We start from the raw sequence: 24,266 nt of genomic DNA on the forward strand, positions 1-24,266 counted from the left end.
CGTCAGCCCTTCGAGAACGTCTTGCGCGGATCGAAGGCGTCGCGCGCGGCTTCGCCGATGAAGATCAGGAGCGACAGCATGATCGCGACCGAGAAGAAGCCGGTGAGGCCGAGCCACGGCGCTTGCACATTGGCCTTGCCCTGCGACAGCAATTCACCGAGCGAGGGCGAACCGGGCGGCAGGCCGAAGCCGAGGAAATCCAGCGCCGTCAGCGTCATCACCGAAGACGAGACGATGAAGGGCAGGAACGTCATGGTCGCGACCATCGCGTTCGGCAGCAGATGGCGGAACATGATCACGCGGTTGGAGACGCCGAGCGCGCGCGCCGCCTGAATGTATTCGAAGTTGCGGCCGCGCAGGAATTCGGCGCGCACCAGGCCGACCAGCGAGACCCAGGAGAACAACAGCAGAATGCCGAGCAGGATGAAGAAGCCCGGCGGCAGCACCGCCGAGATGATCAGCAGCAGATAGAGCGAGGGGATCGCGGTCCAGATCTCGATGAAGCGCTGGAAGCCGAGATCGATCCAGCCGCCGAAATAGCCCTGCACGCCGCCGGCGGCAACGCCGATGATCGAGGACAGGATGGTCAGCGTCAGGCCGAACAGCACCGAGATGCGGAAGCCGTAGATCAATCGTGCGACGACGTCGCGGCCCTGATCGTCGGTGCCGAGCCAGTTGTATTCGAGGTCGCGGCAGCCGGTCAGCCCCTTCCGCTTCACCACGTCCGCGCACTGCTTTTCGGTCAGGAGCCAGGTCGGCTTCGACGGCACCGCCGTCGGCGGGTCGAGGTTGCGGCTGTCGTAGGAATAGCGGATCGGCGGCCAGATCATGCTGCCGCCCTTGGCGGCGATCTGCTTCTGCAGATAGGGATCGCGATAGTCGGCCGCGGTCTCGAAATCGCCGCCGAAAGTGGTCTCGGCATAGGTGAACACCACCGGCCAGTAGAGGCGGCCGTCATATTTGACGACCAGCGGCTTGTCGTTGGCAATGAAATTGGCGAACAGCGACAGCACGAACAGCACGAGGAATATCCAGAACGACCAGTAGCCGCGGCGGTTCGCCTTGAAGTTCTGCCAGCGCCGCTGGTTGAGCGGCGACGGCGCGAAGGCGTGGCGGGTGGCGGGCACCGCCTCACCCATCGGCGATTGCGTCGTGGTCTCGACCGGCTGGGGCGCGAGCATCGTCATCAGACCTCCCGCGCCTCGAAGTCGATCCGCGGATCGATCCACATATAGGCCAGATCGGAGATCAGATTGACCACCAGTCCGACCAGCGAGAAGATGAACAGCGTCCCGAACACCACCGGATAATCGCGGTTGAGGACGCTCTCGAAGCCGAGCAGGCCGAGCCCGTCGAGCGAGAAGATGGTCTCGATCAGCAGCGAGCCCGAGAAGAAGGCGTGGATGAACGCGCCCGGGAAGCCCGCGATCACGATCAGCATGGCGTTGCGGAAGATGTGGCCGTACAGCACCTGGCGCTCGCTGCAGCCCTTGGCGCGCGCGGTCATCACATATTGCTTGCGTATCTCGTCGAGGAACGAATTCTTCGTCAGCAACGTCATGGTGGCGAAGGCGCCGAGCGCCATCGACACCAGCGGCAGCGTCAGGTGCCAGAAATAATCGATGATCTTCCAGTACCAGGGGAATTGCGACCAGCCGTCCGAGGTCAGGCCGCGCAACGGGAAGATGTTGAGGAACGAGCCGCCGGCGAACAGCACGATCAACAGGATCGCGAACAGGAAGCCCGGGATCGCAAAGCCGATGATGATCACGGCCGAGGTCCAGGTGTCGAACCGAGAGCCATCCTTCACCGCCTTGCGGATGCCGAGCGGGATCGAGATCAGATAGGTCAAGAGCGTCATCCAGATGCCGAGCGACATCGAGACCGGCAGCTTCTCCTTGATCAGCTGGAGCACGCTGACGCTGCGGAAATAGCTTTCGCCGAAGTCGAACCGTGCGAAATTCCACACCATCAGCGCGAACCGCTCCGGCGCCGGCTTGTCGAAGCCGAACTGCACCTCGAGCTTCTTGATGAAATCGGGATCGAGCCCCTGCGCGCCGCGATATTTCGAGTTGACGGCGCCGGCCGCCCCCGCGCCCTGGCCGCGCTGCGCGCCGAAATCGCCACCGCCACCCGACACCCGCGAGGTGCCGCCGGTGTCGGCGCCGTTGATCTGCGCGATGACGCGCTCGACCGGACCGCCGGGGGCAAACTGCACGACCACGAAGGAGACGAACAGGATGCCGAGCAGCGTCGGCAGCATCAGGAAGATACGTCGGGCGATATAGGCGCTCATCGGCTACTTCGCCTGCTCGAGCTTGGCGGCCTTGGCCGCATCGTACCACCAATTCTCCGGCGCACCGACGCCCTGGGTATATTTCGCCAGCTTCTCGGTATGGCCGAACTGATCCCAATAGGCGATCGGATGCGTGTTGCGGTACCATTGCGGCACCCAGTAGCGGCCGGCGCGGAAGACGCGATCGAGGGCGCGGCAAGCAAAGGTCAAGTCCGCCCGCGTCTCGGCATTAATGGCCTTTTCGGTCAATGCGTCGATTGCCGGGTTGGCAACACCCGCCAGATTGTAGGAGCCTTTGGTGGCCGCAGCCTGGGACGAGAAGTAAGGCCGCAGGCTGTCACCCGGCGTCGCTGACATGGACATACGCTCGGTCGTCACCTCGAAATCGAAAGCCTCGACGCGCGCGCGATACTGCACGGCGTCGATCTGCCGGATGGTCGCATCAATCCCAAGCGGCTTGAGATTCTTGATGAAGCTGGCGTGATGCGGCTGGAACGTCGGCTCATCCAGCAGAAACTCGATTGTAAGCTGGTCGCCGTTAGGCAACCGGAGCTTGCCGTCCCTGACGACGCATCCCGCCTCGTTGAGCAGTTGCGTCGCCTTGCGCAGGAGCGCGCGGTCCTGTCCCGATCCGTCTGACACCGGCGGCACAAAGGGTTGGCCGAACACCTCATCCGGCACCTGGCCCCGGAACGGTTCGAGCAGTCTCAATTCTTCCGGCGAGGGCAAGCCGTTCGCCACCATGTCCGAATTCTGGAACGGCGAGACGGTGCGCGCATACGCATCGTACATAATAGTCTTGTTGGTCCACTCGAAATCGAAGGCATAGATCAACGCCTCGCGGACGCGCGGGTCCTTGAACTTGTCGAGACGGGTGTTGATGAACCAGCCCTGTCCACCGGACGGAGTCTCGTCCGGCAATGTTTCGCGCTTGACCCGTCCGTCCTTGAGTGCCGGGAAATCGTACCGCGTCGCCCAAACGCGGGCCGTGAACTCCTCGCGGAACAGATAGCTCTTCGAGGTGAAGCCCTCGAACGCCACGTCGCGGTCGCGATAGAATTCGTAGCGCACGGTGTCGAAATTGTAGCTGCCGCGATTGACCGGCAAGTCTGCCGCCCACCAATCCTTGATGCGGTCATACTCGACGTAACGATTGACCTCGAACTTGCCGACCTTGTACGGCCCGGAGCCAAGCGGAACTTCCAGCGTGGACTCCTCGAACTGCCGATTCGCATAATAGGCCTTCGAGAAGATCGGCAAACCCGCAACATAAAGGGGCACATCGCGCGCGCGGTTTGGCGCGAAGGTCACGATCACAGTGCCGTCGTCGGGCGCCTCGGCCTTCACGAAATCGCGCAGTTGCACCACGATCAACGGATGTCCCTTCTCCTTCAGCGTGTTGAGCGAGAAGGCGACATCCTGCGCAGTCAGTTTCGAGCCGTCATGAAAGCGGGCCTCGGGCCGCATCGTGAAGCGGTATGTGAGCTTGTCGGGAGAAATTGAGACCGATCTTGCGGCCAGGCCGTACATCGCATCAGGCTCGTCCGCCGCGCGCGCCATCAAAGAGTCAAAGGTCAGCTCCATGCCCTTCGCGCCCTCACCCTTGAGGATGAAGGCGTTGAACGAACTGAAGGTGTAGAAGGACTGGTTGTAGGCACGTGTCGAAGGAATCGTCGAAAACACACCGCCCTTCGGCGCCCTCACATTGACATAGTCGAACTGCTGGAAATCCGCGGGATATTTCAGGTCGCCGAACACCGACATGCCGTGCATCTCGGTTCCGTTGTCGGCCAGTGCCGGTGCAGTCCGCAGGCCTGCAGCACTCAACGCGCCGATGCCGAGACCGAGTGCGTGCCGACGGGAGAATAGCGCCATGCGCGGATCCTTGAGCTTATGAACGCTTGAGCTTGGCTGCCTTGTCGACGTCGTACCACCAGAGATTTGGAAATCCTGAAACCGCGTATTTCGGCAGCGGATCGGGATGGCTGAAGCGATCCCAATAGACATAGCGCTGCTTGTCGTAGTTGAAGTGTGGAACGCAATAGAAGTTCCAGAGCAGAACCCGGTCCAGCGCCTTGGCGGCGGCGATCTGATCGGCGCGGCTGTTGGCGAAGATGATGCGCTCGATGATGGCATCGACGGCCGGATTCTTGATGCCGGGAAGATTGTTCGAGCCCGCCCGGTCGGCAGCCTGCGAGCCGAAATTGTCGCGCTGTTCGTTGCCGGGCGAGATCGACTGTCCCCACACCTGGGTGACCATCTCGAAATCGAAATCGCGTACCCGGTTCTGGTACTGCACGGTGTCGACGGCGCGCAGATTGACGGTGATGCCGAGGCGCTCCAGGCTCGGCTTGTAGAACAGCGTGATCCGCTCCATGCCGGAATCGCCGCTGTTGCCGAGGATCTCGACCGTAAACGGCTGGCCCGAGGAATCGACCAGCTTGCGATCGCGGATCTCGAAGCCGGCTTCCTTCAGCAGCCGCGTCGCCTCGCGCAGATTGGCGCGGACGTTTTCCGGCGTGCCGCCGACCGGGTTCGTGTAGGGCGTGGTGAAGACTTCCGGCGGCACCTTGTCACGCACCGTCTCCAGGAGCTCGAGCTCCTTGCCTTCCGGCAGGCCGGTCGCCATCAGATCGGGGATGCCGTCGAAATAGCTCGAATCGCGATGGTACTCGCCGGTCGAGAGCACGCGGTTCATCTCTTCGAAATCGAACGCGTAGTTGAAGGCCCGGCGCAGCCTGGGGTCCGCGAATTTCGGGCGCCTCAGGTTGAACACCCAGCCCTGCATCCGGCCCTGATTGCGGACGGTGAAGAGCTCCTTGAGCAGCCGGTTCTCGCGCACCGGCGGAACGTCGTAGGCCGACGCCCATTCCTTGGCGCTGCGCTCGTTGTACCAATCGAACTGGTCGGCCTTCAGCGCCTCGCGCGCGACGGTGTCGTCACGGAAATACTCGTAGCGCAGCTCGTCGAAATTGTTCTGCCCGATCGCAATCGGAATGTCCTTGCCCCAGTAATCCTTGACGCGCTCGAGCACGACCGATCGTCCGGCGACGAATTCCTTGATCTTGTAGGGGCCGGACCCGAGCGGCGGCTCCAGCGTGCTCGCGGTGATGTCACGCTTCTTGCCCTGCGCGTCGGTGCCCTCCCACCAATGCTTGGGCAGGATGACGAGCTGACCGGTGATCATCGGCAGCTCGCGGTTGCCCGGGCTGTCGAAGGTGAACTTGACGTCGCGATCGCCGATCTTCTCGGCCTTTGCGATATGCCGGTAGTAAGCGCTGAACATCGGGCTGTTCGCCTTCAGCGCCTCGAAGGAGAAGATCACGTCTTCAGGCGTGACCGGCTTGCCGTCGTGCCAGCGCGACCCGGGACGGAGGCGGTAGATCACGTAAGAGAAATCGTCGGGGAAGGCTGCGCCCTCGGCGAGCTCGCCGTAATAGGTATCGGGCTCGTCGAGCGAGGCTTCCATCAGCGAGTCGTAAATGCGGGTGACCGCCGCGGCGACCGTGCCCTTCAATCCCGCAACCACCAGGTTGAAGCTGTCATAGGTGCCGGGCTGGAATAGCCGCACCACGCCGCCCTTCGGCGCGTCCGGCTTGACATAATCGTAACGCTTGAAGTCGGCCGGGTACTTGATTTCCCCGTAGGTGGAGAGGCCGTGGCGCCATTTCAGCCCGTTGGGGGCGTCGTCGGCGAGTGCCGGCGTGATCGCCGACAGGCCGGAGTTCAGTCCGAGCGCCGGGGCGAGTGCCGCCAGTGCGCTGCCTTGAAGGAGGTGTCGTCGGGTGATCGCCAAATTCGGTCTTCCTGCTTGCGGCCCCCGTTACATGGGACCCAATATAAGGCAACGGTTCGACAAATTACGTTGCTTTTTCCTCATGATATTGGCCCGGGAACAATATCGGTGCGGCGAAACGTCCCGATAACAACCCCGCGACAGCGGATTCCCCATGCGAAAACGGCCAGGCTGTGCCTGGCCGTTTCATCCGCATGCTTGCGCGAAGCAATTCGTTACTTCGAAGCGGTCGGGAGCGGAGCCGGATGCTCCGAGTTCGAATTCAGATAGGCGATGATGTCGGCGCGCTCGCTGTCCTTCGGCACGCCGGCGAAGCCCATCGCGGTGCCCGGGACGAAGCCCTTCGGGTTGGTCAGGAACTTGTTCAGGTCGTCGAAGGACCAGTCGCCGCCCTTGCTCTTCATCGCGGCCGAGAAATTGAAGCCACGGCCCTCGCCCTTCTTCTCGCCGACGATACCGTAGAGGTTCGGGCCGACGCGGTTGGGGCCGCCCTTCTCGAAGGTATGGCAGGCCTGGCACTTCTTGGCGGCGGCTGCGCCCTTCTCGACGGAGGCGGTCTGCAGCAGCTTCTCGATCGGCTCGGAGGCGGCCGCAGCGGCCTCGCCGCCACCGCCATGGGACTCTTCCTTCACCGCGATCTCAAAACCCGGCTTCTCCGGCAGCTTCGGCGCGAATTTCGCGCTGGCGGCAAAGCTCATCACCAGGACGACGATGCAGGTGCCGAGGACCGCACCGAGGATTTTGTTGAGTTCGAAGGAGTCCATTTCGGTCAGGCTCCGGGCCTTGAATGTCGACTTCAGGCCGGGAATACGGCCGCGGGGAAAGACCTGGGAATCGGCCTTATCGCACCGCCCCAAGCAGGGTTGAGATATCGGTTTGCCCGCGCTCTGGCAACCCGTATAAACGCGCCGAATTCAACCTCCTCCCCGCCAATTTCCGCAGGCCGGACGGGCCCCGACACGAATGACCCAACCCCGTACCTTGGTGCTGATTCCGGCCCGTATGGCCGCCACGCGCCTCCCCGGCAAACCGCTGCTCGATATCGCGGGCGCGCCGATGATCGTCCATGTGCTGCGACGGGCCGAGGCGGCCGGGATCGGCCGGGTCGCGGTCGCAACCGACGCGGCGGAGATCGCAGCCGCAGTGAAGGCTGCGGGCGGCGAGGTCGTCATGACCCGCCCGGACCATCCCTCCGGCTCGGACCGGATCCATGAAGCGATGACGATCCTCGACCCGGACGGCGCAGCCGAAATCGTGGTCAATCTGCAGGGCGATTTCCCGACCATCACGTCAGAAACGATCCGCAGCGTGATGCCGCCGCTCGCCGATCCCACCGTCGACATCTCGACGCTGGCCTCGCGAATCCATACCGAGGAGGAGGATCTGGCTCCCAGCGTCGTCAAGGCGGTCGGCTCCCCGATCGGCGCGAACCGGCTGCGCGCACTCTATTTCACCCGCGCCACCGCGCCCTACGGCGACGGACCGCGCTACCACCATATCGGCCTCTATGCATACCGTCGTGCCGCCTTGGAGCGGTTCGTGCGGCTGCCGCCCTCGCCGCTGGAGCAGCAGGAGAAGCTCGAGCAGTTGCGGGCGCTGGAGGCCGGGATGCGGATCGACATCACCATCGTCGACACCGTCCCCCGCGGCGTCGACACCCCGGCCGACCTCGAAACCGCCCGGCGGATACTGGCAAAAGCCTAAGCCGCTGCTAAAAGGCCACCCATGACCAAGAAGCTGAAAATCGCGTTCCAGGGCGAGCCTGGCGCCAATTCCCATATCGCGATCGCCGAGGCCTATCCCGACGCCGAGCCGATGCCCTGCCCGACCTTCGAGGACGCGCTGGCCGCGATTGCCTCGGGCGAGGCCGATCTCGGCATGATCCCGATCGAGAATTCGGTCGCCGGCCGCGTCGCCGACATCCATCATTTGCTGCCTGCCTCGGGCCTGTTCATCGTCGGCGAATGGTTCTTGCCGATCCGCCACCAGCTGATGGCGGTCAAGGGCACCAAGCTCGCCGACATCAAGAGCGTGGAGAGCCACGTCCACGCGCTCGGCCAGTGCCGGCGCATCATCCGCAAGCTCGGCATCCGGTCGATCGTCGCCGGCGACACCGCCGGCAGCGCCCGCGATATTTCCGAGCGCGGCGACAAGAGCGTGGCGGCGATCGCCTCGCGCCTCGCCGCCGAAATCTATGGCCTCGACATTCTCGCCGAGGACATCGAGGACGAGGCCCACAACACCACCCGCTTCGTGGTGCTGGCGCGCGAGGCTAAATGGGCTGCGCAGGGCTCCGGGCCGCTGGTCACCAGTTTTGTTTTCCGGGTGCGCAATCTGCCCGCCGCGCTCTACAAGGCACTCGGCGGCTTCGCCACCAACGGCGTCAACATGACCAAGCTCGAAAGCTACATGGTCGACGGCAATTTCTTCGCCACGCAATTCTATGCCGATGTCGACGGTCATCCTGACGACCGCGGACTTGCCTTCGCGCTGGAAGAGCTGAAATTCTTCTCGCGCGAATTCCGTATCGTCGGCGTCTATCCCGGCCATCCGTTCCGCGCGACGTTTAGCGAAACGCAGAGCTGAGTCGTGCGAGCCGTCTCCATACGTCGTCCCGGCGTAGGCCGGTACCCATACGCCGCAGCCGATGTTGTGGATGGGACTCGTCGTTCAAGCATCGCGCAACAATAACCATCGGTGGTGATGGGTCCCGGCCTGCGCCGCGACGACGATCATGATGCGGCGGCCTTCTGCAAGCCGAACGCCTCGGCAAGCAGGCTGTAAGACTTCTTCCGCGCCGCATGGTCGTAGACCGCGGTGATCACCATCAGCTCATCCGCCTGGCTCGCCGCGATCAGCGGCTGCAGCTTCGTCATCACGGTTGCGGGGCTGCCGACGAAAAGTCGCGCGCGGTTGCGCGCGATCGAGGCGCGCTCGGCGTCGGTGTAGGGATAGGCCTCTGCCTCCTCGACGCTCGGCAGCGGCAGATACTGGCCGCGATCGCGGCGCAGCCGGTTGAGATCCATCGACATCGCAAGCCGCCCGGCTTCCGCATCGGTCTCGGCCGCGACGACGGCGACCGCCAGGATCGACTGCGGCGCCGCACGCCAGCCCGACGGCTTGAAATGCGCGCGATAATTCGTCATCGCCGCGATTGCGTCGTGAGTGGCAAAATGATGCGCGAACGCAAAGCCCATCCCGACCTGCGCGGCGAGCTCGGCCGAATAGTCGCTCGAGCCGAGCAGCCAGATCGGCGGCAGCGGCGAATCGTCCGGCATCGCCACCACATTGTTGTAGGGATGGCCGGCCGGGAAATCGCGCGTCTCCCACAAGATCAGCTCATGCAGCCGCTCGAGGAAATCGTCGCCCTCGCGGCGATCGAGCCGGCTGCGCAGTGCGTAGGCGGTGGCGCCATCGGTGCCGGGCGCGCGGCCGAGGCCGAGATCGATGCGGCCGGGAAACAGCGCCTCCAGCATCTTGAAACGCTCGGCGACCACCAGCGGCGCGTGGTTGGGCAGCATCACGCCGCCGGAGCCGACGCGGATATGCTGCGTCACCGCCGCGATCTGCCCGATCATCAGATCGGGCGCCGGGCTCGCGACGGAGGCGAGGTTGTGGTGCTCGGCGAGCCAGTATCTGACGTAGCCGAGACCATCGACATGACGCGCCAGATCGATGCTGTTGCGGAGCGCAGCGGCGGGCTTGGTGCCTGACGTGACGACGGACAGGTCGAGGACGGAGAGCGGGATCATGGCCGACAACCTAATGTGGCGCCACGAGGCGACAAAGACGCCGGCCGCGCAGACCAGTCCCGCACCGGAAAGTCGGCGCGGCTCATCGCGACTCTTGGGACGAAATGCAAAGATTCGTTGACATGCGATCCTGCCCACAGCCGATTCGGGCATTCAATCGACTCGAGATAACTTTTTTATTCAGATAATTCAATAAATTAATTCCACTGTTCGCCGGCTGAATGCGCAGCCCACTACTCGTCCTCGACCGCTCATTTTGAGCACATCTTGGTCGTCAATGGGCAATTTCCCATATCCGATGGGCTGTTTCGGCCCACCGGTTTCGCCTATCTTAGGGCCTCCATAGCCAGGCCGGACGTCTGCCCTCCAGTTGCGGAGCCCTTGCGTATCATGACCGAGACCATTTCCTCCCTGCCGAACGGGCAGCGCGCGCCGAAAACGCCGAAAATCTCCTTCGAGTTCTTCCCGCCGAAGACCGAGGAGATGGAGCGCAGTCTCTGGGAGACCATCAATCGCCTGGCGCCGCTGACGCCGAACTTCGTCTCGGTCACCTACGGCGCCGGCGGCTCGACCCGCGAGCGCACCCACTCCACCATCAGCCGCATCCTGCGCGAGACCGATCTGCTGCCGGCCGCGCATCTGACCTGCGTCAGCGCCTCGCGCGGCGAGATCGACGAGATCGTCGACCGCTATCATGAGGTCGGTGTCCGCCACATCGTGGCGCTGCGCGGCGATCCGCCCGGCGGCATCGGCACGCCCTACTTCACCCATCCCGACGGCTACCAAAGCTCCGCCGAGCTCGTCGCCGCCATCAAGAAGCGCCACGCCGACATCGAGATCTCGGTGTCCGCCTATCCGGAGAAGCATCCGGAAGCCGCCGATTTCGACGCCGACATCGACACGCTGAAGGCCAAGGTCGACGCCGGCGCGACGCGCGCGATCACCCAGGTGTTCTTCGACAACGACCTCTACCATCGCTATGTCGACCGGGTGCGCGCACGCGGCATCGAGATTCCGATCGTGCCCGGCATCATGCCGATGCACAATTTCAAGCAGGCCCGCAATTTCGTCACCCGCGCCGGCACCAGCGTGCCGGACTGGCTCGCCGAGAAATTCGAGGGCCTCGACAACGACGCCGAGACCCGCAAGCTGGTCGCCGCCACCGTTGCCGCCGGCCAGGTGCAGAAGCTGTTCAAGCACGGCGTCGACACCTTCCACTTCTACACCATGAACCGCGCGGACCTCGTGTTCGCGATCAGCCACCTGCTCGGCATCCGGCCGACCGGTGCCCAAAAAGCTGCCTGACCAGAAAGCGATCGATGTCCGTTCCCGTTTCCCCCAAGCGTAACGCTTTGCTCGCGGCTGCCCGCGAGCGCATCCTGGTGCTCGACGGCGCCATGGGCACGATGATCCAGGGTTTGCAGTTCGACGAAGCCGCCTTCCGCGGCGAACGCTTCAAGGACTTCCACCGCGACATCAAGGGCAACAACGATCTCCTGATCCTGACCCAGGCTGAGGCGATCACGGACATCCACGCCGCCTACCTGCGTGCCGGTGCCGACATCGTCGCGACCAATACCTTCTCCTCGACCTCGATCGCGCAGGCCGACTACGACATGTCGGACCTCGCCTATGAGCTCAACCTGCAGGGCGCGCGGCTCGCGCGTGCGGCCGCGGAGCGGGTGAGCGCCGAGGACGGCAAGCCGCGCTTCGTCGCCGGCGCGCTCGGCCCGACCAACCGCACCGCCTCGATCTCGCCCGACGTCTCCAATCCCGGCTATCGCGCGGTGACCTTCGACGATCTGCGCAAGGCCTATGGCGAACAGGCCAAGGGCCTGCTCGACGGCGGCGCCGACCTGCTGCTGGTCGAGACCATCTTCGACACGCTGAACGCCAAGGCGGCGCTGTATGCGATCGCCGAGCTCATCGCGGAGCGCGGCATCGACGTGCCCGTGATGATTTCCGGCACCATCACCGACAAGTCCGGCCGGCTGCTCTCGGGGCAGTTGCCGGAGGCGTTCTGGCATTCGGTGCGGCACGCCAAGCCGATCACGATCGGCTTCAACTGCGCGCTCGGCGCCGAGGATCTGCGCGCGCACATCGCCGATATCGGACGCGTCGCCGACACGCTTGTGTGTGCTTATCCGAATGCCGGCCTGCCCAACGAGTTCGGCCAGTATGACGAGACGCCGGACTACATGGCGCGGCTGATCGGCGAGTTCGCCGCCGCTGGCCTCGTCAACATCGTCGGCGGCTGCTGCGGCACCACGCCCGACCATATCGCGGCGATCGCCAGGGCGGTTGCCCCGCACAAGCCGCGCGTCGTGCCCGAGATCGAACCGCGGCTCAAGCTCTCCGGCCTCGAGCCGTTCACGCTGACCGATGCAATTCCGTTCGTGAATGTCGGCGAACGCACCAACGTCACGGGTTCGGCGCGCTTCCGCAAGCTGATTACCGCGGGTGACTACACCGCCGCGCTTCAGGTCGCGCGCGACCAGGTCGAGAACGGCGCCCAGGTCATCGACGTCAACATGGACGAGGGTTTGCTCGATTCCGAAGCGGCGATGGTGACGTTCCTCAACCTCGTCGCCGCCGAGCCCGACATCGCGCGGGTGCCCGTGATGGTCGACTCCTCGAAATTCCACGTCATCGAGGCCGGCCTGAAATGCATCCAGGGCAAGCCGATCGTGAACTCGATCTCGATGAAGGAAGGCGAGGAGAAGTTCCTGCACGAGGCAACCGTCGCCAAGCGCCACGGCGCCGCCGTGGTGGTGATGGCGTTCGACGAGACCGGCCAGGCCGACACGTTCGCGCGCAAGACCGAGATCTGCAAGCGTGCCTACGACCTTCTGGTCAACCGGCTCGACTTCCCGCCCGAGGACATCATCTTCGATCCGAACATCTTCGCGATCGCGACCGGCCTCGAGGAGCACAACAATTACGGCGTCGACTTCATTGAGGCGACGCGCTGGATCCGGCAGAACCTGCCCGGCGCGCACATCTCCGGCGGCGTCTCCAACCTGTCGTTCTCGTTCCGCGGCAACGAGCCGGTGCGCGAGGCGATGCACTCGGTGTTCCTGTATCACGCCATCCATGCCGGCATGGACATGGGCATCGTCAATGCCGGGCAGATGATCGTCTATGACGACATCGACCCCGAGCTGCGCCAGACCTGCGAGGACGTGATCCTCAACCGCGACCCGGGCGCGTCGGAGCGGCTCTTGGCGCTTGCCGAGAAATTCCGCGGCAAGGAGAAGCAGACCAAGGAGCAGGATCTCGCCTGGCGCGAATGGCCGGTCGAGAAGCGGCTCAGCCACGCGCTGGTGCACGGCATCACCGAGTTCATCGAGGCCGACACCGAAGCCGCCCGCCAGAACACGTCCCGTCCGCTCGACGTCATCGAGGGGCCGCTGATGGCCGGCATGAACGTGGTCGGCGATCTCTTCGGCGACGGCAAGATGTTCCTGCCGCAGGTGGTGAAGTCGGCCCGCGTGATGAAGCAGGCGGTCGCCTATCTGATGCCGTTCATGGAGGAGGAGAAGGCGCGCAACCTCGCCAACGGCATCACCGGCGGCCGCAACGCCGCGGGCAAGATCGTGCTCGCGACCGTGAAGGGCGACGTCCATGACATCGGCAAGAACATCGTCGGCATCGTGCTCCAGTGCAACAATTTCGAGGTCATCGACCTCGGCGTCATGGTGCCCGCCAACAAGATCATCGAGACCGCGAAGGCCGAGGGCGCCGACATCATCGGCCTGTCCGGCCTGATCACGCCCTCGCTCGACGAGATGAGCTTCCTCGCCGGCGAGCTGGAACGGCAGGGCATGAACGTGCCGCTGCTGATCGGCGGCGCCACCACGAGCCGCGTGCATACCGCGGTGAAGATCGACCCGAACTATCCGGGCGGCCCGGTCGTGCATGTCAATGACGCGAGCCGCGCCGTCGGCGTCGCCTCCTCGCTGCTGTCGGCCGAGAAGAAGCAGGCCTATGCCGCCGAGGTGCGCGCCGAATACGCCAAGATCTCGACGGCGCATTTCCGCGCCCAGGCCGACAAGAAGCGGCTGAAGCTCAACGACGCCCGCGCCAACAAGGTCGCGATCGACTTTGCGGCAGCGCCGCCGAAGAAGCCGGCGTTCTTCGGGCTGAAGAGTTTTGACGCCTACGATCTCGCCGAGCTCGCGGATTACATCGACTGGACGCCGTTCTTCCAGACCTGGGAGCTGACCGGCCGCTTCCCGGCGATCCTCGACGACCCCAAGGTCGGTGAGGTCGCCCGCTCGCTCTATGCCGACGCGCGCAAGATGCTCGACACGATCATCAAGGAGAAGTGGTTCACCGCCCGTGCCACCATCGGCTTCTGGCCGGCCAATGCGCTCGGCGACGACATCGAGGTCTATGCCGACGAGAGCCGCGCCAAGAAGATCGCGACCTTCCACACGCTGCGCCAGCAGCTCGAGAAGCGCGAGGGCCGCTTCAACGCCGCGCTGTCCGACTTCGTCGCGCCAAGGGAGACCGGCGTGCCCGACTATATCGGCTGCTTCGTCGTCACGGCGGGGATCGGCGAGGATGCGGTCGCCGACCGCTTCAAGAACGCCAATGACGACTACTCCTCGATCCTGTGCAAGGCGCTGGCCGATCGTCTGGCGGAAGCCTTTGCCGAGCGCATGCACCAGCGCGTGCGCAAGGAGTTCTGGGGCTATGCGCCCGACGAGGCCTCGTCGCCGGACGAATTGATCCTCGAAAAGTATGACGGCATCCGCCCCGCGCCCGGCTATCCGGCGCAGCCCGACCACACCGAGAAGCGGACGCTGTTCGCGCTGCTCGATGCCGAGAACACGTCCGGCGTGAAGCTGACCGAGAGCTACGCGATGTGGCCGGGCTCGTCGGTTTCGGGCCTGTATTTCTCGCACCCCGAAAGCTTCTATTTCGGCGTCGGCAAGATCGAGCGCGATCAGGTCGAGGACTATGCCGCACGCAAGGCCATGACGGTCGCTGAGATTGAGCGCTGGCTCGCGCCGGTGCTCAACTACATCCCCTCGCAGGACGGCGCCAAGGGCCAGGCGATCGCGCCCGCCGCGACGCCCGCCAACGACGAGGAACTGGCCTCGCATCCGCAGGGCTGCACCTGCGCGGTGCACCTTGCCTGGCGGAAGAAGAAGGTGGGTGCGGGGTAGCTCCAGCCGCCGCTTCACCTCGCCCCGCTCTTGCGGGGAGAGGTCGAAGCCGAAGGCTTCGGGTGAGGGGTTCCTCCGCAATGACGGCTTCCTTTGTTGTTCGGTGAGGATTTCCGAGTCGGAGAGGGCTATAGTGCGGCACGATCGTGCCATGCCCCTCACCCGGCGCTGCGCGCCGACCTCTCCCCGCAAAAGGGCGGGGCGAGGTGAACATCGGACCCTCCCCATGCAGTTCTTCTCCTTCTGGCGATCGCTGGCGAGCTTTCGGGTACGGATTGCGCTCAATCTGAAGGACGTTCCGGCGGACGTCGTGTTCGTCGACATCGATGCGGACGCGCATCGCACTGATGCCTATCGCAAGATCAATCCGCAGATGGCGCTGCCGGCGCTGGTGACCGACGACGGCACGGTGCTGTTCCAGTCGCTCGCAATCATCGACTATCTCGACGAGACCTATCCGAGCCCGCCATTGCTGCCACCAGATGCGCTCGGCCGCGCTCGGGTGCGCGGGCTGGCGCTGGTCGTCGCCTGCGAGGGCCATCCGCTGCTGACGCCACGGGTGCGCCGCTATCTCGACCGCGAGCTCGATCTGCGCGACAGCCAGCAGAACGCCTGGCGGCGGCACTGGACGGTCGAGACGCTGGCGGCGCTCGAGGGCCACCTCGCCGGCCACAACGCAACCGGCCAGTTCTGTCACGGCGATGCGCCGACCCTCGCCGATATCTGCCTGGTCGGCCATGTCACCGCGGCGATCAACCAGCAGATCAGCCTGTCGCCCTGGCCGACCGTGAAGCGCATCCACGACACCGCAATGGCGCTGTCGGCGTTCGCCAAGGCGCATCCCTCCGCGCAGCCGGATACGCCCGAGGCGATGCGGGCAAAGTAGTGCATCGCTAGCATTCCCGCCATCCTGAGGAGCGCGCACTTGCGCGCGTCTCGAAGGATCGACGGCCCCGCTGGTGGCCGATTCATCCTTCGAGGCTCGCTCCGCTCGCACCTCAGGATGACGGGACTCGCAGCTGATTCAGTGGACTCGTCGTTCAAACGTCGCGCAACGATAGTCATTCGTGGTTATGGGTCCCGGCCTTCGCCGGGACGACGGTGAGTGTCGTGGCGCGGCTTGTGAGTTATACAACCGCATTCTCGCGACATGACCGTCCGTGCGATCGCCGCCGGCGCTTCGTCGGGAATCGCGAAGCACGAGCTCGCGTTGATCTCGCAGAGCACATAGCTATCGGCGCCATCGGCATCGCGCGGACCGTAGAGGAAGTCCGCGTCCCAGATCACCGGCAGCGACGCTTCATCGATCGCCAGCGCAGCCATCAACCCTGGAATCCATTCTTCCTCCATCAGCCGCCGCAGCGTCTGGAATTGTGCGGCATCAGGACCGTGCATGATGCGCGGTCCGGGTTGGGCTTCCGGTGAATCCGGACCTTCCGGCGGTGGCGGGATCAAGGCCTTGATCAGCTGATGTCCGAAGCCCGCGACCTTCGATCCGCTGACATAGCAACGGATCATGCCCTCGGGCAGCCGCGGCTCGAATGCCTGATCGATGATGCAGCCGCCCCAACCGAAATACGGCTCGCAGCGCGCCATGAAGGCGTCCAGCGGCAGCTCCTCGGGCCGGCTACCGCGCAGTGCGTGAAGCACGCGGACGGTCGCGTCCGCATTCGGCAAACCTTCCACCTTCAAGGCTTCGACCTTCCAGACGCCCTGCCCGCCATTGCCACGGTTCTGCTTGAGCACGCGCGGGCCGGCCGCGCGAAGGCGCGACGGGAATTCGGCGCGGAAGGCGCCCGCGGTGGCGTATCGATGCGTGTCGGCGCCCCAGCCCAGATGACGCGTTCGATAGAGCACGTCCTTGACGCCCATCTTGAGGATGATGTCGGGATGTGCGCTGACCCACGGTCCCTTCGCCGCGACCTCGCGCAGCAGCGGATCGAGCGCCGCGCGGGTCTTGCCCTGATGGATCGGATCGACCCAGACGAGAACGCCGTCCGCAGTCAGCAATTGGTCGCGGACGAGATCGGCGACGGCCTCGTCATAGACGACGGGAAAAGCGTCGATGCCGGAAGCGGCGAGCGCTTCGAAGACGCGAACGAAACGGCTGTTTTGTGGGGTCGCCTCCCGGCGCGACGCGGCATCGCCACGCCACAGGATGGCGATTTTGGAACGACGGGATGTGTTTGGTTCGGTGTCCATATGAAAGCTCCACGACGGTTGAGTGTCGCGCAGAGCTTGGACCGAGGTCTCACGGGGAGTCTGCCTTGTCCCCTTGGCAGGAACTCTAGACCACCTCGCGCAGGTTTCAAGATGGAAGTGGGATCAGGCCGTGATCCCGTGCAACCCCAGCCAGCCCGTGTAGAGGCCGACCAGCACGATCAGCGCGGCCGACACGTAGGGGGCGCGTCCGGCGAAGCGGCTGAAGCCGCCCCAATGACGCTCGACATGACGCAGACTGAGCGCGGCCGCGACGCCGACCGAGACCATGGTGATCGCAAGCCCGATGCCGAAGCAGAGCACCAGCACGAAGCCGAGGCTGAACTGCTTGAGCTGAAGGCAGAGCAGCAGCACGGTGATCGCCGCCGGACACGGAATGAGCCCGCCGGTCAGGCCGAACAGAATGATCTGCCACGTCGTGACGGTCCGTCCGGCAAAGCGCTTGCGGATGTCGGCAGCGTGCGCGCGCGCATGCGCATCGTCGGCGTCGCCGAGGTCCATATGCGCATGGTCGTGCTCCTCGAACGGGACTTCCGCAATATCCGCCCGCACCGAGACGCGCGCCTTGAAGGCATGCGGCTCGGGAATTTCGTCGATGCTTTCCAGATAGCCGTCCAGCGCGGCGAAGCGGAACTGCTGCTCGCTGCCGTCAGCGCGGATCGTCACGACATCGACCTCGCCGGCTGCCGGCAGCGCCCCGGCCTCGCTTCGCAACCGCCAGCGCGGCGGCACGCCGTCCTCGAAAACTTCGAGCGACAGCGGTTGCCCGGCCAGGGTCAATTGCCGCGTTTCGTCGTGATGATGGTGATCATGGTCGTGATCGTGGTGATGGTCGTGTTCGGAATTCTGCTCGCGCCAGGTGCGCCGGGCCATCCAGACGGCGATCGAAATGATGATCGCCGCCGAGGCCAGTTGCAGCCAGGCCTCGCTGCGTTCGCCGGACCATTGCTGGCCGAAATGCAGCCCCGCCAGCGCGATGATCCAGACGATGGCGGTGTGCGAGATCGTCGCCGACAGGCCGAGCAGCACCGCCTGCACCACGGTGCCGCGGATCGCGACGATGAAGGCCGCCATCATCGTCTTGGAGTGGCCGGGCTCGAGACCATGCAGCGCGCCGAGCAGGATCGCACTGGGGATGAACAGCCATGCATGCGCGCTGCTCTGCTGGAGCAGCTGGGACAGATCGGTCATGTGCTTCACTTCAAATAGGTACGAACGACGTCGATCAGGTCCGCCGCGCCCTGCGCTCTCTCGGGATCCTTCTCCTGGGCCGGATCCACGACGTGATGGCGGATATGATCCTCGAGCAGTTCCGCGGTGAGACCGTTGATGGCGCCGCGAACCGACGCCACCAGCATCAACACGTCGGCACAGCCGATCTCGGACTCCAGGGCCCGCTCGACGGCGTCGAGCTGACCCTTGATGCGACGAACCCGGCCGACGAGCTTGGACTTGTGCTTGATCGTGTGCGACATGGCCATAATATAGGGGGGTACCCTATATCGGTCAACCCGTTCCGGGCCCGGTGGGGTGCGCGGGCGCGGCCGCGCTCACGCTGGATTACCTGGCCCGCGCTTTACATTGCGGCGCCGACGGCATTGAATCCGGTCAATCCAGGAACAAGGGTCAGGAAACAACTGGCAAGGGAGGCGTCGCGTGAAAGTCCACGCGCGAGTTCACGTCGGCGCAAAACAATTCAGGGATTGCGGCTTCTAGATCGCAGCGATCCTGACTGTCTGAGTCTTGCGTCGCTGTCGGAACATTGTTCCAAACCGCGCAGGTGAACTGTTCGTGACAGTGACCTGGACGTTTCCCCTTGTGACCGCGGCGCACTCCGGTTGACATCGATCAACACAAGGTCTTAATTCCGGGGCACGGGGATGTGCGATCTCCCCGCGAGGCGACATGCCCAAGAATCGCGTCCTGTTCACCAAGGACGCACCATGTCGTCATACACATCGATCTCATCCGAAAAACTGTCTCGTCTCATCGGTACGGCCAAAGCGCCGACGCTCGTCGACGTTCGCCTCGATGAGGATTTCGCCGCCGATCCGCGCTTGATCCCTGGCGCCATCAGGCGCTCCCATCTGGACCTCCAGGACTGGGCTTCCGGCCTCTCCGGCCAATCCGTGGTCGTCGTCTGCCAGAAGGGGCAGAAACTGGCCGAAGGCACCGCCGCCTGGCTGCGGTGCAGCAACATTGCAGCTGAAGTTCTGGAGGGTGGGCACCTCGGCTGGAGGGAAGCGGAACTTCCCACTGTTCCCGCCGACAAGGTTCCGAAACGCGACGGGCGCGGCCGCACCGTCTGGGTGACACGATCGCGGCCGAAGATCGATCGCATCGCCTGCCCGTGGCTGATCCGCCGCTTTGTCGATCCCGCGGCCGTCTTTCTGTTCGTCACATCGGCGGAGGTCGAGGGCGTCGCCGAACGCTTCGACGCCACACCATTCGACATCGAGAACGTGTTCTGGAGCCATCGCGGCGAGCTCTGCACCTTCGACGTGATGGTCAGGGAGTTCGGCCTGTCGACGCCTGCACTGGAGCGGCTCGCGACGATGGTGCGGGCCGCGGATACCGCGCGGCTCGATCTTTCGCCGGAGGCGCCGGGGCTGCTCGCCGCTTCGCTCGGCCTGTCGCGCATGTTCGACGACGACCTCGAACAATTGAGCGCCGGCCTGCTGCTCTACGACGCCTTCTATCGCTGGTGCCGCGACGCGACCAAGGAGACCCACAACTGGCCGACCAGCAAGGTGAAGCCATGAGCGACGTCGCAACGGCAGCAAAGGCGCACGGACAGGATCACGCACACGGCATCTCGTTCAACGAGGCGCTGCTGGTCTGGGTACGCGTCGCCATCCTGAGTTTTGGCGGACCGGCCGGCCAGATCGCGGTGATGCACCGCATTCTGGTCGAGGAGAAGAACTGGATATCGGAGGGACGTTTCCTGCATGCCCTCAACTACTGCATGCTGCTGCCGGGGCCGGAGGCGCAGCAGCTGGCAACCTATATCGGCTGGCTGCTGCACCGGACGCTCGGCGGCATCGTGGCGGGCGGGCTGTTCATTCTGCCCGGCATCTTCGCCATCATGGGCCTCAGCTACATCTACGCTTCCTACGGCAATGTCGGATTTGTCGAAGCGCTGTTCTTCGGCCTGAAGGCGGCGGTGCTGGCCATCGTCATCCAGGCTGTGGTGCGGGTCGGCAAGCGTGCGCTGCGCAACCGGGTGATGATCGCGCTCGCGGCCATCGCCTTTGTCGCGATCTTCTTCTTTGCCGTGCCGTTTCCGCTGATCATCGGAGGCGCGGCCGTCGTCGGCTTCGTCGGCGCACGCTTGGGCCGGAGCGAATTTGCCGCCATCGAGCATGGCGGGAAGAGTTCGGCCGCGATCGACAGCATGCTCGGCGACGCGCTGCCGGATCACGTCCGCCCCAACGCATCGCGCACCTTGCGCGTCGGCGCCGTCTGGCTCGCGCTCTGGCTGATTCCAGTGTTCGCGCTGCTCATCGCTCTGGGACCGGGTGACGTGTTCACCCAGATCGCGATCTTCTTCAGCAAGATGGCGATGGTGACGTTCGGCGGGGCCTACGCCGTGCTCGCCTATGTCGCGCAGCAGGCCGCCGAATATTATCACTGGGTCAGCCCGCGCGAGATGCTGGACGGGCTCGGCATGGCCGAGACCACGCCCGGACCGCTCATCATGGTGGTCCAGTTCGTGGGCTTCATGGCCGCGTTCCGCGAGGCAAGCGGGCTGTCGCCGATGCTAGCCGCCACGCTCGGCGGGTTGCTGGCGACATGGGTGACGTTCACACCGTGCTTCCTGTGGATCTTCGTCGGCGCGCCCTACATCGAAGCGCTGCGCGGCAACAAGGTGCTGGCGGGCGCGCTTTCGGCGATCACCGCCGCCGTGGTCGGCGTGATCCTCAACCTGTCGATCTGGTTCGCGCTGCATACCCTGTTTCGGCAAACCTTTGCGGTGCACGGGCTTGGCCTGTCGTTCGACGCGCCGGTGCCTGACAGCGTCGATTGGCCTGCGCTTGCGCTGGCCGCAGCCGCAGCGATTGCGATCTTCCGCTTCAATGTCGGGATGCTCAGCGTCCTGGCAGCGTCCTGCATCACGGGCGTGCTGCTCCGCCTTGCGGGCATCATCTGAGCCGAGCGGCACGCGTCACGAGAACCTGGGGCAGCACAACACAACCAGGAGAACAACCATGCAGAAAGCAACACTCTCGCACCTGATCCTTGCGCTCGCAATCGCGGGCACCTCCATGCCCGCCCACGCCCTGACGCTGGACGAGCTTGTCGCGAAACTTCGGGCCGCCGGCTATGCGGAGATCAGCGACGTCAAGTCGACGGCCGAGGGCATGACGGCGAGGGCGATGAAGAACGGCAAGCCGGTGCGGCTCGTGGTCGACAGCAGCGGTCAGGTCAAGGAGCAGGACTGAGCCGCGGCCTGCCGCGAAACTGTCAATCAAATCGTCAAATCGACGGAGTGATCATCATGAAGATATCGACTGTGGCCCTGTGCATGACCGCACTCTGGCCGGGTGCGACGCTTGCAGCGCCCACCGACACCAGCCCGGAGCAGGCGGCAGTTGTCACGCTGCAGGCGGCGATCGTGCACGCACCGGCAACCGAGACGCTGCGCGGCGTCGTCGACAGCGTCGATGAAGGCAGCGACACCCTTCTGATACGCCTGTCCCCGGGCAAGACCGAACCGTTCAAGGTTCAGGACGGCTTGATATTCAATGCCGTCCGCGTCGGCGATCCCGTTGAAATCTCGGTGCAGAACATCTCGGGATTCCGGACCATCGTCGGGCTCTCGAAGGAATAGAGCCGAGGTTCTGACGCATCCAAATCAGCCACAAGGGAGCAATCCAATGCGAAACACGATTTCAGCGCTGATCGGCATCAGCGCCTGCCTCTTCGCCACCGGCGGGCGCGCGCAAAGGATCGACTGGCAGGTGTTCACCGAGCCATTCGTCTCGTCGGCTCATGCGCAGACGATCGACTGGCAAAAGGTCGACGACACGCTGGGCAGAAAGCCGGCCGTCTCGGGCGACGTGCATCGCTACGGCTTTCCGCGGAGCGATCTCACGGTGACGCTTGACGGCGTCACCATCAAACCGGCGCTGGCGCTCGGCGGTTGGGTCGCCTTCAAGCCCATGCATGACGGCGTCATGGCGATGGGCGACCTGGTGCTGCTCGAATCCGAAATCAACCCGGTGATGCTCAAGATGATCGGAAATGGTCTGCAGATCACGGCGGTGCACAACCACCTGCTCGGCGCGAGCCCGGCCACCTTCTACATGCATGTCGCCGGTCACGGCGACCCGGTCAAGATCGCCACCGCGATCCGGGACGGGCTTGCCGAAAGCAAGACCCCGCTCAAGGCCGCAGCGCCGACAACGCCGCCGCCCGCAATCGATCTTGATACCGCCCAGCTCGACCAGATCATCGGCGTCAAGGGCCAGGCCAATGGCGGCGTTTATCAGTTCAACGTGCCCCGGCGCGATCCGATCACCGAAGCGGGTATGGCGTTGAGCCCGGTCGGCCCAATGGGCGTCGCCATCGGCATCAATTTCCAGCCGACCGGCGGCGGCAAGGCGGCGATTACCGGCGATTTCGTGCTCACCAATGACGAGGTCAACCCGGTGATCATGGCGCTGCGAACACACGGCATCGACGTCACCGCGCTTCACAGCCACATGCTGGACGAACAGCCGCGCCTGTTCTTCATGCATTTCTGGGCCAATGACGACGCCGTCAAGCTCGCCAAGGGCCTGCGCGCCGCGCTCGACAAAACGGCGACCATGAAAAGCTGACGTACAACGGGCGGGGGACAAGTACTGACGGGGGAACGGCACAATGACGGCGGCAACGGCGATCGAGCCCGGCAGGATCGCCGAATTGGTGCGCGGTCTCGGTGAGGGACCGGGTTAGCTCGATCAGCGCACGGCAAAATGGCCGGTCGAGCAGAGAGGGAACGGGCATGCCACGTCAGTTTCGGATAGCCGTGCTGTTGACGAGCCTCCTGATGCTCGCCGGCCATGCGGCTCTGGCACAATCGGCCGAGAATGCCCCGCTGCAACTCGAAGCCAAGATCTTGCTTGGCGATGTGCGCGGCCGCATCGATCACATGGCCATCGACGTGAAGCGGCAGCGCCTGTTCGTTGCCGAGCTCGGCAACGATAGCGTTGGCGTTGTCGATCTCGCCGATCGCAGGCTGGTTCGCACCATCACCGGCCTCAATGAGCCGCAGGGCGTCGGTTACGAGCCATCCACCGATACGCTCTTTGTCGCCAATGCCCGCGATGGTTCGATCAAGCTGTTCGACGGAAACGCTTATGAGGCAACCGGGCAAATCGACCTTGGCAGCGATGCCGACAACGTCAGGGTTGATGCGGTGGCCGGCCGCGTGGTCATCGGCTATGGGGATGGAGGACTGGCAATGGTCGATCCTTCAAGCCGCCGCAAGATCCAGAGCGTCCCGCTGAAAGCGCACCCGGAAAGTTTCCAGATCGACGCCAGCACGGGTCGAATCTTTGTCAACCTGCCTGACGCTCATGCGCTGGCGGTCGTTGACGGGAAGTCCGGAAAGGCTCTTGCGAGTTGGCCGATGGACAGAAGCGGAAATTTTGCAATGGCGCTGGATCGCGACCGGGGTCGCGTACTCGTCGCGTTCCGCAGGCCGCCCGAGCTCGCCATTTTTTCCGCAGCCGACGGAAAATCTCTCTGGAAGGCTGAAACGTGCGGCGACGTCGACGACCTCTTTGTCGACCCCAGGCGTGCGCGAGTCTACGTCAGTTGTGGAGCGGGCTTTATCGACGTGTTCGAGGCAGCCGGCACGACTTACCGCCATTTGGCGCGCGTCCCGACGTCCGCAGGTGCGCGCACCTCGTTATACGTGCCGGAGTCGGACCGTCTACTGCTCGCCGTCCGCGCCGGGCTGGGCGGGCCAGCGGCGATCTGGGTGTTCAAGCCGACGCCTTGAGGATCGATTGTCGGGGAGGTGCACATGCGTGCAAGGT

20 protein-coding genes are annotated in these 24,266 nt (G+C 64.4%); 11 read left to right on the plus strand and 9 right to left on the minus strand.

Annotated elements, in window-relative coordinates; genetic code table 11:
• Window positions 1–2: 2 nt before the first annotated feature.
• From AC066Y_RS26065 to AC066Y_RS26085, 5 genes are all read right to left on the minus strand, one after another.
• Window positions 3–1,187, minus strand: coding sequence for an ABC transporter permease (locus AC066Y_RS26065; RefSeq protein WP_092119064.1), 1,185 nt, complete (start codon window positions 1,185–1,187; stop codon window positions 3–5).
• Window positions 1,187–2,296, minus strand: coding sequence for a microcin C ABC transporter permease YejB (locus AC066Y_RS26070; RefSeq protein WP_420968501.1), 1,110 nt, complete (start codon window positions 2,294–2,296; stop codon window positions 1,187–1,189). The genes AC066Y_RS26065 and AC066Y_RS26070 overlap by 1 nt, the downstream gene beginning before the upstream one ends.
• A gap of 3 nt (window positions 2,297–2,299) precedes the next feature.
• Window positions 2,300–4,171 (minus strand): extracellular solute-binding protein, encoded by a 1,872-nt coding sequence (locus AC066Y_RS26075; protein ID WP_478276349.1) that lies wholly within the window; start codon window positions 4,169–4,171, stop codon window positions 2,300–2,302.
• Window positions 4,172–4,187: 16 nt separating this feature from the next.
• Window positions 4,188–6,092, minus strand: a complete 1,905-nt coding sequence (locus AC066Y_RS26080; RefSeq protein WP_478276350.1) for an extracellular solute-binding protein — start codon at window positions 6,090–6,092, stop codon at window positions 4,188–4,190.
• Window positions 6,093–6,307: 215 nt separating this feature from the next.
• Complete coding sequence (locus AC066Y_RS26085; RefSeq protein ID WP_478276351.1) at window positions 6,308–6,856, minus strand: c-type cytochrome; 549 nt, start codon at window positions 6,854–6,856, stop codon at window positions 6,308–6,310.
• Window positions 6,857–7,055: 199 nt separating this feature from the next.
• Between AC066Y_RS26085 and AC066Y_RS26090 the strand changes: the two genes are divergently transcribed.
• Window positions 7,056–7,796, plus strand: a complete 741-nt coding sequence (locus AC066Y_RS26090; RefSeq protein WP_478276352.1) for a 3-deoxy-manno-octulosonate cytidylyltransferase — start codon at window positions 7,056–7,058, stop codon at window positions 7,794–7,796.
• Between the two features lie 21 nt (window positions 7,797–7,817).
• The gene (locus tag AC066Y_RS26095) at window positions 7,818–8,678 is read left to right on the plus strand and encodes a prephenate dehydratase (protein ID WP_478276353.1); all 861 of its coding nucleotides are present in this window, start codon (window positions 7,818–7,820) and stop codon (window positions 8,676–8,678) included.
• A gap of 146 nt (window positions 8,679–8,824) precedes the next feature.
• Here AC066Y_RS26095 and AC066Y_RS26100 read toward each other — a convergent pair whose 3' ends face one another.
• Complete coding sequence (locus AC066Y_RS26100; protein ID WP_478276354.1) at window positions 8,825–9,844, minus strand: LLM class flavin-dependent oxidoreductase; 1,020 nt, start codon at window positions 9,842–9,844, stop codon at window positions 8,825–8,827.
• 390 nt (window positions 9,845–10,234) lie between these two features.
• Between AC066Y_RS26100 and metF the strand changes: the two genes are divergently transcribed.
• From metF to maiA, 3 genes are all read left to right on the plus strand, one after another.
• Window positions 10,235–11,149 carry a methylenetetrahydrofolate reductase [NAD(P)H] gene (metF, locus tag AC066Y_RS26105; protein ID WP_092119088.1) on the plus strand — a complete coding sequence of 305 codons (915 nt, stop codon included), beginning with the start codon at window positions 10,235–10,237 and terminating at the stop codon, window positions 11,147–11,149.
• A 14-nt stretch (window positions 11,150–11,163) separates the two neighbouring features.
• The gene (gene metH / locus AC066Y_RS26110; protein ID WP_478276355.1) at window positions 11,164–15,018 is read left to right on the plus strand and encodes a methionine synthase; all 3,855 of its coding nucleotides are present in this window, start codon (window positions 11,164–11,166) and stop codon (window positions 15,016–15,018) included.
• Window positions 15,019–15,244: 226 nt separating this feature from the next.
• The gene (gene maiA, locus AC066Y_RS26115; protein WP_478276356.1) at window positions 15,245–15,904 is read left to right on the plus strand and encodes a maleylacetoacetate isomerase; all 660 of its coding nucleotides are present in this window, start codon (window positions 15,245–15,247) and stop codon (window positions 15,902–15,904) included.
• A 185-nt stretch (window positions 15,905–16,089) separates the two neighbouring features.
• Here the strand turns inward: maiA and AC066Y_RS26120 are convergent, their stop codons facing one another.
• From AC066Y_RS26120 to AC066Y_RS26130, 3 genes are all read right to left on the minus strand, one after another.
• Window positions 16,090–17,220 (minus strand): Cj0069 family protein, encoded by a 1,131-nt coding sequence (locus AC066Y_RS26120; protein WP_478276357.1) that lies wholly within the window; start codon window positions 17,218–17,220, stop codon window positions 16,090–16,092.
• A gap of 123 nt (window positions 17,221–17,343) precedes the next feature.
• Window positions 17,344–18,429 (minus strand): nickel/cobalt efflux transporter, encoded by a 1,086-nt coding sequence (locus tag AC066Y_RS26125; protein ID WP_478276358.1) that lies wholly within the window; start codon window positions 18,427–18,429, stop codon window positions 17,344–17,346.
• Window positions 18,430–18,434: 5 nt separating this feature from the next.
• Entirely contained in the window at window positions 18,435–18,713 is a 279-nt protein-coding gene (locus AC066Y_RS26130) for a metal/formaldehyde-sensitive transcriptional repressor (protein ID WP_478276359.1), read from the minus strand.
• Between the two features lie 468 nt (window positions 18,714–19,181).
• On the opposite strand from AC066Y_RS26130, the gene AC066Y_RS26135 reads away from it, so the two are divergent.
• The 6 genes from AC066Y_RS26135 (at window position 19,182) to AC066Y_RS26160 (ending at window position 24,229) form a co-directional block, all read left to right on the plus strand.
• Window positions 19,182–20,000 (plus strand): chromate resistance protein ChrB domain-containing protein, encoded by an 819-nt coding sequence (locus AC066Y_RS26135; protein WP_478276360.1) that lies wholly within the window; start codon window positions 19,182–19,184, stop codon window positions 19,998–20,000.
• Window positions 19,997–21,388, plus strand: a complete 1,392-nt coding sequence (chrA, locus tag AC066Y_RS26140; protein ID WP_478276361.1) for a chromate efflux transporter — start codon at window positions 19,997–19,999, stop codon at window positions 21,386–21,388. Before AC066Y_RS26135 ends, chrA begins: the two co-directional genes overlap by 4 nt.
• 58 nt (window positions 21,389–21,446) lie before the next feature.
• Window positions 21,447–21,680 carry a hypothetical protein gene (locus tag AC066Y_RS26145; RefSeq protein ID WP_478276362.1) on the plus strand — a complete coding sequence of 78 codons (234 nt, stop codon included), beginning with the start codon at window positions 21,447–21,449 and terminating at the stop codon, window positions 21,678–21,680.
• 56 nt (window positions 21,681–21,736) lie between these two features.
• Window positions 21,737–22,069, plus strand: coding sequence for a hypothetical protein (locus AC066Y_RS26150; protein ID WP_478276363.1), 333 nt, complete (start codon window positions 21,737–21,739; stop codon window positions 22,067–22,069).
• A 46-nt stretch (window positions 22,070–22,115) separates the two neighbouring features.
• Window positions 22,116–23,060: a DUF1259 domain-containing protein gene (locus AC066Y_RS26155; protein WP_478276364.1), complete on the plus strand. Its 945-nt coding sequence runs from the start codon at window positions 22,116–22,118 to the stop codon at window positions 23,058–23,060.
• 167 nt (window positions 23,061–23,227) lie between these two features.
• On the plus strand, window positions 23,228–24,229 hold the full coding sequence (locus AC066Y_RS26160; RefSeq protein ID WP_478276365.1) for a hypothetical protein: 1,002 nt from the start codon (window positions 23,228–23,230) through the stop codon (window positions 24,227–24,229).
• Window positions 24,230–24,266: the final 37 nt, after the last annotated feature.

The organism is Bradyrhizobium sp. USDA3010 (genome assembly GCF_056429065.1).

What these genes read in the sequence shown, in the direction of transcription:
- AC066Y_RS26125 (WP_478276358.1), bottom strand. Translation starts at nt 18,429, where the DNA reads ATGACCGATCTGTCCCAGCTGCTCCAGCAGAGCAGCGCGCATGCATGG.
- AC066Y_RS26075 (WP_478276349.1), bottom strand. Translation starts at nt 4,171, where the DNA reads ATGGCGCTATTCTCCCGTCGGCACGCACTCGGTCTCGGCATCGGCGCG.
- AC066Y_RS26135 (WP_478276360.1), top strand. Translation starts at nt 19,182, where the DNA reads ATGTCGTCATACACATCGATCTCATCCGAAAAACTGTCTCGTCTCATC.
- AC066Y_RS26065 (WP_092119064.1), bottom strand. Translation starts at nt 1,187, where the DNA reads ATGACGATGCTCGCGCCCCAGCCGGTCGAGACCACGACGCAATCGCCG.
- AC066Y_RS26145 (WP_478276362.1), top strand. Translation starts at nt 21,447, where the DNA reads ATGCAGAAAGCAACACTCTCGCACCTGATCCTTGCGCTCGCAATCGCG.
- chrA (WP_478276361.1), top strand. Translation starts at nt 19,997, where the DNA reads ATGAGCGACGTCGCAACGGCAGCAAAGGCGCACGGACAGGATCACGCA.
- AC066Y_RS26130 (WP_478276359.1), bottom strand. Translation starts at nt 18,713, where the DNA reads ATGTCGCACACGATCAAGCACAAGTCCAAGCTCGTCGGCCGGGTTCGT.
- metF (WP_092119088.1), top strand. Translation starts at nt 10,235, where the DNA reads ATGACCGAGACCATTTCCTCCCTGCCGAACGGGCAGCGCGCGCCGAAA.
- maiA (WP_478276356.1), top strand. Translation starts at nt 15,245, where the DNA reads ATGCAGTTCTTCTCCTTCTGGCGATCGCTGGCGAGCTTTCGGGTACGG.
- AC066Y_RS26085 (WP_478276351.1), bottom strand. Translation starts at nt 6,856, where the DNA reads ATGGACTCCTTCGAACTCAACAAAATCCTCGGTGCGGTCCTCGGCACC.
- AC066Y_RS26090 (WP_478276352.1), top strand. Translation starts at nt 7,056, where the DNA reads ATGACCCAACCCCGTACCTTGGTGCTGATTCCGGCCCGTATGGCCGCC.
- metH (WP_478276355.1), top strand. Translation starts at nt 11,164, where the DNA reads ATGTCCGTTCCCGTTTCCCCCAAGCGTAACGCTTTGCTCGCGGCTGCC.
- AC066Y_RS26100 (WP_478276354.1), bottom strand. Translation starts at nt 9,844, where the DNA reads ATGATCCCGCTCTCCGTCCTCGACCTGTCCGTCGTCACGTCAGGCACC.
- AC066Y_RS26070 (WP_420968501.1), bottom strand. Translation starts at nt 2,296, where the DNA reads ATGAGCGCCTATATCGCCCGACGTATCTTCCTGATGCTGCCGACGCTG.
- AC066Y_RS26120 (WP_478276357.1), bottom strand. Translation starts at nt 17,220, where the DNA reads ATGGACACCGAACCAAACACATCCCGTCGTTCCAAAATCGCCATCCTG.
- AC066Y_RS26095 (WP_478276353.1), top strand. Translation starts at nt 7,818, where the DNA reads ATGACCAAGAAGCTGAAAATCGCGTTCCAGGGCGAGCCTGGCGCCAAT.
- AC066Y_RS26150 (WP_478276363.1), top strand. Translation starts at nt 21,737, where the DNA reads ATGAAGATATCGACTGTGGCCCTGTGCATGACCGCACTCTGGCCGGGT.
- AC066Y_RS26155 (WP_478276364.1), top strand. Translation starts at nt 22,116, where the DNA reads ATGCGAAACACGATTTCAGCGCTGATCGGCATCAGCGCCTGCCTCTTC.
- AC066Y_RS26160 (WP_478276365.1), top strand. Translation starts at nt 23,228, where the DNA reads ATGCCACGTCAGTTTCGGATAGCCGTGCTGTTGACGAGCCTCCTGATG.